Origin of the sequence: Methylobacterium sp. BTF04 (assembly GCF_010692745.1) — a bacterium.
In the GTDB taxonomy this organism is placed as follows: domain Bacteria; phylum Pseudomonadota; class Alphaproteobacteria; order Rhizobiales; family Beijerinckiaceae; genus Methylobacterium.
Genome location: NZ_JAAHTB010000042.1, coordinates 24,243 through 32,162 on the forward strand (window position 1 = coordinate 24,243; position 7,920 = coordinate 32,162).

Here is a 7,920-nt window from a genome sequence, read left to right on the forward strand (position 1 = left end):
CGGCGGCGTGCACGCACGGACTGTTCGCCCTCTCGACCGGACGATGGGTCCGGACCCGCGGAGGGACTTCTAGCCGATGTCGTTCGAATGGATCGGCTTCGCCACGGTGATCGTCGGCCTGCTCTGCATCGTGCAGGGACGGCGCTTTGCGATCTACAGCTTCGTCTGCTCGACGTTGCTGGGGGCGGCTGCCGCGTCGGTCCTGACGGCGCTCGGCTCGGCCAACCTGCCACCGGCCACCCTGCTGCTCGGCTTCCTCGTGCTCATGGTCCTCTGGGGGCCCCTGTTCCGGCATTTCGTCCAGGTTTTTGCGTGGCCGAAGCCCGGCTTCTGGCTCCTGATGACGCTGATCTACGCCACGGTGGTCGCGATCTTCAGCCCACGAATCCTGGCCGGCGCAACCTACGTCTTCACGATCGCCCGCACCGATGCGGGGCCAGGACTTCTGCTCACCCCGCTCGCACCGGTGAGCGGCAACCTCACCCAGATGGCGTACTTCGCCGGCGACGTGTTCTGTTTTGCCGTTTGCTACGTCTTTGCCCGGGATCGCGAGGGCAAGCACTGGATGGCGCAAGCGCTGCTCGCCTGTGGCGTCGGCAACATTCTGTTTGCGGCGCTCGACTACCTGACCTTCTTCACGGGTACGGCCGACAGCCTCGGCTTCATGCGCAATGCGACCTACCGGATGCTCGATACCGCCGAGGTCCTTGGCTTCAAACGGCTGGTCGGCTCGTTTCCCGAGGCGTCCGCGTTCGCCAGCACCACGCTGGCGCTCTTCGCTTTCGCATTGAACCTCTGGCTCAACGGCTATCGCTCCCGCCTCGTGGGTCCGCTCGCCCTGCTGCTGTTCGCGGCCCTGATCCTGTCCACCTCGACCACGGCCTATGCCGGCGTCTCGCTGTATCTCGCGCTGGTCTACGCCGGTGGCCTGCTGCGCCTCGTCTCCGGCCGCAGCGGGACGAATCGGATCGCCTTCCTTCTGCTGGCTCCGATCCTGGGCGGATGCCTCGTCATGGCGATCATGCTCGACGATGCCCTGACCATCACCGTCAGCGATACCCTCCAGCAGCTCATCTTCCTCAAGGGAACCACGGCGTCGGCGCTCGAGCGCGGCAGTTGGAACACCCAGGCGATGACGAACTTCTTCGACAGCTATGGCTTCGGCGTCGGCGTCGGCAGCGCACGGGCCTCCAACGTCCTGATCGCCGTGCTGGCGAATATCGGCGTGTTCGGCGCGGTCACCTACGGCGCCTTCGCCGTTGGCTGTTTCAGGGCCCCCCGCTTGGAGCCGGACCCGGGCCTGCGGGCGATCCGCGAGGCGGCGGCCTCGGCTTGCCTGGCTTTGCTCGTCGCCGGATGCCTCGCCGGGACCACCATCGACCTCGGCCTCCTGTTCTTCATCTGCGCGGCCCTGGCGGCCTCGCCGACATTCGTCCGCGAGCCCGCAGCGGCAGGCGCAGTCGCGCGCTCCCGATCGAAGCGGGTCGTGCAGAAACCCTCTCCGTCGGCCACCGATGGCCTGTCACCGGCTTGACGCGATTTCCGTCGAACCCCTTCATTCGAGTTCAGCCATGCCCTCCATGCTGCGCCTCATTCCCCTGCGGCGCCCGCCACCGCGCGGGACCCGACGATGGCTGCTCGTCGGATGCAGCGCGATCGCGGTCATCGCCGTCCTGTCGAGCAAAAGCCCGTCCGGTGAAGCCCCGACAGCAGGCAAGGCCGGAGCGCTTCCGTCCGAGCCCCCTACCCTCCAGCTGACGTCACCGGGGCCCACGGGCGTCGCGACCTACAATCAGGTCCAGGGCGCGAAAGCCTATACCGCGCGCATCGACGATGCGGGCATGCGGGTGCGCGCCGAGCGTGTCCGCTTTGCCGGCCTCGCCAAGGGGCTTCGGAGTGTGGCCATCGTCGTCGGCGGCATCTGGACGATGGCCGTGCCGGACCCGGACGGACGGTTCGAGGCGTTCGTCGATCTGTCGATGGCCCTCACCGGACCCTTGGTGGTCGATGTCTACGGGTGGGATTCACCGCCCGACAATCATGCCTTCAAGACCGCGTTGAACCTGCGGGTTCATCTCTTCGTAGAGGGGGGCCAGGACGGTACGCCGCCGGTGGACCGTCCGGCCGGCCATCCGGCGCACGGCCGCGCCCTGGTCTGGAACGAGTCGTTCGATCGGCTCTCGCCCAAGGTCTGGTATGCCGGGCCGAAGCCAGACGGCCAGGAATACGGCGCGGCCGCGTTCCTCGGCTATGACGCCCCCGAGGGATCGCCCTACACGATCATGGGCGGCTTCCTGCGTATTCGGGCCACCCACATGCCCGAGCGGATCGATCCGGCCGGGTTCGGCCGCACCTGGGTCACGGGTCACCTCTCCACCGGATTTCCGGATGGGTCAGCCAGCGGCGCGTTCCGCAAAGGCTATTTCGAAGCCCGCATGATGCTCCCGGCCGGCCCCGGGTGCTGGTCCGCCTTCTGGCTTCTCGACCAGGCGGGCATCCGCACCAGCGCCACCGAGGGTGCCGTCGAGGTCGACGTGATCGAGGGCTATGGTCACGCGACCACGTCCTACGTCGCGACCGAGCACGACTGGCCCGCGCCTTCGGCGAAGGCGGTGGGCTATAAGCGCGAGCAGAGAAACATCGTCGGAATACCGGATTACGCGCTCGCGTTTCACGATTACGGCGTCGAGATCACCGATGACGAGATGATTTTCTACTTCGACGGGGCCGCCAAGTTTCGGGCGCCGCTGTTCCGCCACCAGACCGTCTCGCCGTTCTTCATGATGCTGACTCTGGCCATCAGCCAGGATTGGCCCGTCACCGTGCCACCGTCGGGCTATTACGATCTGTGGATCGATCAGGTGCGGGTCTACCAGTAGCCACCGGCATCCCTTGGCCCTCGGATGCGCCGGAAAAGCTTTGCGGTGTCGGACTGGTCCGACACCGCAAGTAGAAACGCTTACTTTCGCGCGACGATGTAGGCGTAGCTCGCGAACATCCGCCAATCCCGCTTCTCGACGAAGCGATCGAAGGCCGCGGCCACGTGCTTCAACACCGGGACGGCGGGAAAGTACGGTGTGCCGAAGAACGGTACGACGCAGACATCGGTGAAGCCGATGCCGGTGAGGAGCGGTGACAGCGCCGCTTCACTCGCCCGACAGCCTCGATAGAAAGCCGGAAACTTCGGAATCTCGTCCGGGTTTCGTGTCCTGTCGAGCATCCGCAGCATCCGGCTCGTCAAGGCTTCCGGCATGGCGAGGTTGAGGAGGAAGGGTGGCGAATACAGCGTCGGCACGAACGCGAAGCCGATCCCACCGGGCGCCAGCAGATCGTACACGTTCGACCAAGCCTTCTCTGCATCGCGGACATGCTCGAACACCATCCGGGAGAAGATCAGGTCGAACGTTCCGAGCCCGACCGTCGCGCGGTCGACGTTCTGCCCGTCGATGTCTTGTGCGATATCGAGGACGAGGCGCTTGAAGCCGCCCGGGGCGTAACGCAGCTCCTCGGCATCGAGATCGTTCACGGTCAGCTCGAAATCGAGCGCGCCGGCCTCTTCCACGGAGAAGAAGGGGTGCCGTCCCCCGCCGATCTCGAGCACTTTGCGCGCCGGCATTCTGCGAATCAGGCGTTCCAAGCTTGGCTTCAGGCTGCTCCAGGCATTCTCGGAGCGTCGCACGATCTCGTCGTCGCCGAGACAGGACCGCAAGGCACTGCGCTTGGGCGTTGAAGCGAAACTCTCGCCCAGCGCCGAACTCGTACCTGATGCCACGGAGGCCTCCAGTCTTGATGGGAACTCTACGGAGTCATGGCGTGCGCCAACGCTCACCCACGCGGTCTTTCGCCATAATCCGAAGCTATCGGGCACACCTATGTCATGTAATGACCAAAAAACCTGACACCCAATCGACTATTGAAGCTGGCGTCGATTGTGTCGGCGTGCGAACCGACGAGCACCCGTTACGGAGCCTCGGCAGTCATCCACGGGGTCAGATCACGATCACAGATTGACGAACGTTAATTTTGTCGAATTTTTAACCAACCGGATTGCTAATTCCGTGTGCCGAGCGCGATCGAGCAGCACATGATCCGATACAGCGGGGGACGTCTGAAAGACCCTCGAACAGGTTAGAGGCGACGGGAACGGTTTCCGGCGCTTTTCAGGAAGGCACCCGCCATGGTGGCATTTGCTCTGTGTCTCGTCGGCGCCGGCATCATCCTCACGCTGTTGGCGCGCTTGCCCGGCTTGGTGATGGTTCTGGCCGGACTCGTCGTGGTGATTTCAGCCCTGACGATCCTCGGGGTGTTCGCCGTCGATACGACGTACTCGCTTCCGGTCAATCTCGTCGTTGGGATCGTGGCGCTTCAGATCGGCTATGGGCTCGGGGTCGTTTTGCGCGCGGTGCTCGGCCATTCGACCGCGCGTGTCCGCAGCAGGACCGTGCAGATGGGGCGCCGCGACCCGGTCGAATCCCCCGAAAAATCTACCGGTGAGGAAAGCGTCATCACGACGAGGGAGCGCTGAACCAGCCCTGCAGGATCGCGTATTGCACGATCTTGGCCCGGCTCCGGATATCGAGCTTCTCGCTGGCCCGGGTCTTGTAGGTCTCGATCGATTTCGACGTGACCCCCAGCTTGCCGGCCACCTCCTTGTTGGTGAAGCCGAACGCGATCAGCTTGAACACCTCCCGCTCTCGCTCGGTTAAAGTCACGACGATGCGGCCTCCGCGTCCGGACGCGCGCCGCGTCGTTCCGGCATTGCCGGATACGAGGTGCGCCGCAATCGCCGGATCGAGGTAAAGCCCACCCCGCCTGACCGCGTCGATGGCCTGGAGAAGACATTGTGATGTCGAACGCTTCAGGACGTAGCCATGTGCACCGGCCGAGATCGTATCGCGTGCATAGGCACTGTCTTCGTACGCGCTGAAGATCACCACCCGGGTCGTCGGCGCCTCGGCCAGTATCTGCTTGAGAACGGCAAGACCATGCATCCCCGGCATGGTGATATCCAGAATGGCAATGTCGGGCTTGCGCTCGATGATGAGTCGCAGAGCATCCGAGCCGGTCGTCGCCTCCTGGATGATTTCCATCCCATCGACGTTGCGGAGGACGGCCCGGACACCTTCGACGCACATCGGATGGCCATCCGCGATCAGAATTCTGAGCGGGTTCGCGATCTGTTTTTCCATCACAAAACTCCACTATCGGCTTCGGATGAGATGAAGGCGAATGACTTGCTGTATAAAAATGCCGTTAAATCAATGATTTATAATAGCTTGAGTTATAATTCGTATTTTTGATTTTTGAGGTCGGTGCCCCACCACCGACGAGAACTTTTCTACAAATTATGTCTACGTTTGTGTATCAAGTTATTGCGACGCACAATGCCGTAACTCCGGTATTTGGTCAACATGCGTTAATCACAAAAAGCTGTGATAAAAGACTGCGAGCCCGTATTCCCTCGCGCGTATTGAATCGATGTAAAGTACTTATACTATCGATGATGGATCAATAATAATATTAGTTATCAGATATTTTTGGATATTATGCTGTAATTGGCGCGTTGATGTGACATGAATCGATAATCAATTACTATTATTTAACCGTCGCAGGGGCGATTGAAAAACTCGTCTCACTGTTATTATTCAAAATATTCATTATTATTATCAGCTATATAAACAGTAATTTAAGATACAGAGGATGTTTGACGTCTAAAGAGACGGATTGCTTTCTCTGGAAAATTTTATCATAAACCAAGAGGTCGTTATTTGGCTTCAGATCAGAATTGTTCTGACTGCTTCATTTAAACGGTGAGTATAAAATCTGCGTGGATTATTCAAGTTTGATTCGTTTATTTCGAAATCAATATTACAATATTTTTGTGAATAACAATAAAGAAAGTCCAATCTAGGGGGCGTTACAATCAAATTTATTGTCCTGTTACTCTTATTCGATAATGAAAAGATAGCTCGTACGAAAACCAGTCCGCCTTCCCGGCAGTGGAATTTGCTTCTTTCGCGTGGAGACCCGCCGAGCACTCGCCACGAAGGCTCGCTCCTGAAGCGACTTTTGATCAGTCAGGTGTCGAGCGTACCTAAAAATTATCAGCAAAAATCGAAACAAAAATTCGATTTTTCTATATTTATTCGACTGCAGTCACTGATCGATGCAGAGATTTCGCTGATAAGTTGTACAACCTTTCATCCTTATCCGCTCTTTGATTATCACGAGCGCGGATGACACGGGGTTGCGGTCTAGCGCCTGGCCCAGATCGTGGTCGGAATCTAGGGTGGTCTATAGTTCTAAAGCCGCCAGTACATCCGCGGTCGAACGATGTCTGAGGCGCCGAACGTCCCGAGCTCTGCGGCTTTGCCGCGACACGGTAAAACTTCCGCAGCCGAGGTGGATTCTCGCAAAGCACCTCCGGCCGACAGGCGGCTGGGGCCGCCTGCCCGCACTGCAAACATGTGTGGATAATACGTGGAAAGAGCACGCAGTGCATCTGTGGGGCCTGAACCCGGCTTCGTTGTGGCGCGCAACGGTGTTCGGCTCAAGACCGTCCCGATCGCAAAGCGCTCGACGATCGCCTCAGGCACCCGCGTGGATTCGGCGCCGATTTCGGAGCGCTTGTGCGCCCTTCGTGCACCGAATGTGACCTCGTCCGTCACGGCGCTATCCGCGATGCGCGCTTCGACCCGTCTGGGACGTACCCCGCGCCACGCGGAGGGTCGGCTCGGTCATTCGGTCGTTGGCGCTATTCCCGATTTTTTGGCCTGTAGATGGAAGCCTGAATGCGATTGTGAAACAGGATCGGTGAAGACGAAGTTCGTGATAGTACCGGGTGAGTTAGGATAAATATTGATCAAAATCTGCCACTGAAAATGATGGATTTCTATTGAGTCGGATTGGTCAATTCCATCAACATCGAAATCAATTCGAGGGACGATTCCAAGGGAGATTCGGTTTCGGTCTGGATTCGCAGATCCGGCGCATGGGGAGGCTCGTAGGGGCTGGAGATGCCGGTGAATTCCGGAATGAGGCCCGACCGAGCCTTGCCATAGAGTCCCTTGGGATCGCGCGCCTCACACACCCGGAGGGGGGTGTCGATGAAGACTTCCACAAACGGAATGTCGCCGGCGATCCGACGCGCTGTCGCCCGTTCCGCTCTCAAGGGCGAGATCAGCGAAACCAGCACGATCAGTCCGGCCTCCGCGAGAAGTCGTGCAGCTTCGGCCGCCCGCCGGATGTTTTCGTCGCGGTCTTTGGTGCTGAAACCAAGATCGCCGCTCAATCCGTGTCGGAGATTGTCTCCATCGAGAACCATGGAATGTCGCCCACGGGCCGTCAACGTTCGATCGACCACAGTTCCGATGCTGGATTTACCTGATCCCGAAAGGCCTGTCAGCCACGCAATGACTGGGCGTTGATTGAGGGTAGCCCACCGCGCCTCCTTGGGCTGCGAGATGTGCCAGGTTATGTTGGACGAAATAGTGTTCGACATTGTTCCGGCCTAGATCGAAATTCTAATTTTTGACGGAGCGCGAGCGAATATCCTAGCAAATCGATCTCAGTTTTAATTTGGTAAACTATAGATTAGTTTTGTTTGCGCTGATCCGAGCCATAAAAATCCTTGCGCGCCATCCGACGCCCAATGATCAAGCACTTCGTCACAATCTCAAAGAGATTTCTTGTCGGCCCATATCTCGGTAAAACGAACTAAATCTTCGGAAGATGTTCAATGCAATAATAAATCCGCATCGTGATTCCATAAGTCCCAAAGAAAAAATATAAAAATTGTCTTTGTCATGAAGCAATGGATGGTAGGTGGGGCTGTTGGCCTCGGACGAAAGGGCGTTTGGACCTATCCCGTCTTATTCATCAGGCTGTTGCGGACGGTGGGTTCTGGGCTGATGGCGAGCG

General features: G+C 59.0%; 6 protein-coding genes. 3 read left to right on the forward strand and 3 right to left on the reverse strand.

Translation table 11 applies throughout. The annotated features are described in order from the left end of the window. The first annotated feature begins 76 nt into the window (after positions 1-76). A complete protein-coding gene (locus G3T14_RS19400; protein WP_163644184.1) occupies positions 77-1,534 on the forward strand; it encodes a hypothetical protein in 1,458 nt (485 codons plus the stop codon). A 37-nt stretch (positions 1,535-1,571) separates the two neighbouring features. Then, entirely contained in the window at positions 1,572-2,879 is a 1,308-nt protein-coding gene (locus tag G3T14_RS19405; RefSeq protein WP_163644185.1) for a glycoside hydrolase family 16 protein, read from the forward strand. An 80-nt stretch (positions 2,880-2,959) separates the two neighbouring features. Here G3T14_RS19405 and G3T14_RS19410 read toward each other — a convergent pair whose 3' ends face one another. Next, positions 2,960-3,772, reverse strand: a complete 813-nt coding sequence (locus G3T14_RS19410; RefSeq protein ID WP_163644186.1) for a methyltransferase domain-containing protein — start codon at positions 3,770-3,772, stop codon at positions 2,960-2,962. A gap of 405 nt (positions 3,773-4,177) precedes the next feature. On the opposite strand from G3T14_RS19410, the gene G3T14_RS19415 reads away from it, so the two are divergent. Then, complete coding sequence (locus tag G3T14_RS19415; RefSeq protein ID WP_163644187.1) at positions 4,178-4,525, forward strand: hypothetical protein; 348 nt, start codon at positions 4,178-4,180, stop codon at positions 4,523-4,525. Here the strand turns inward: G3T14_RS19415 and G3T14_RS19420 are convergent. Beyond that, a complete protein-coding gene (locus G3T14_RS19420; RefSeq protein WP_163644188.1) occupies positions 4,506-5,189 on the reverse strand; it encodes a response regulator transcription factor in 684 nt (227 codons plus the stop codon). The genes G3T14_RS19415 and G3T14_RS19420 overlap by 20 nt on opposite strands. A gap of 1,703 nt (positions 5,190-6,892) precedes the next feature. Continuing rightward, positions 6,893-7,501, reverse strand: coding sequence for an adenylyl-sulfate kinase (cysC, locus tag G3T14_RS19425; protein WP_163644189.1), 609 nt, complete (start codon positions 7,499-7,501; stop codon positions 6,893-6,895). Positions 7,502-7,920 lie beyond the last annotated feature (419 nt).

Excerpts from the sequence above, each read along its gene's own strand:
- cysC (WP_163644189.1), bottom strand. The coding sequence starts at position 7,501 with ATGTCGAACACTATTTCGTCCAACATAACCTGGCACATCTCGCAGCCC.
- G3T14_RS19420 (WP_163644188.1), bottom strand. The coding sequence starts at position 5,189 with ATGGAAAAACAGATCGCGAACCCGCTCAGAATTCTGATCGCGGATGGC.
- G3T14_RS19415 (WP_163644187.1), top strand. The coding sequence starts at position 4,178 with ATGGTGGCATTTGCTCTGTGTCTCGTCGGCGCCGGCATCATCCTCACG.
- G3T14_RS19405 (WP_163644185.1), top strand. The coding sequence starts at position 1,572 with ATGCCCTCCATGCTGCGCCTCATTCCCCTGCGGCGCCCGCCACCGCGC.
- G3T14_RS19400 (WP_163644184.1), top strand. The coding sequence starts at position 77 with ATGTCGTTCGAATGGATCGGCTTCGCCACGGTGATCGTCGGCCTGCTC.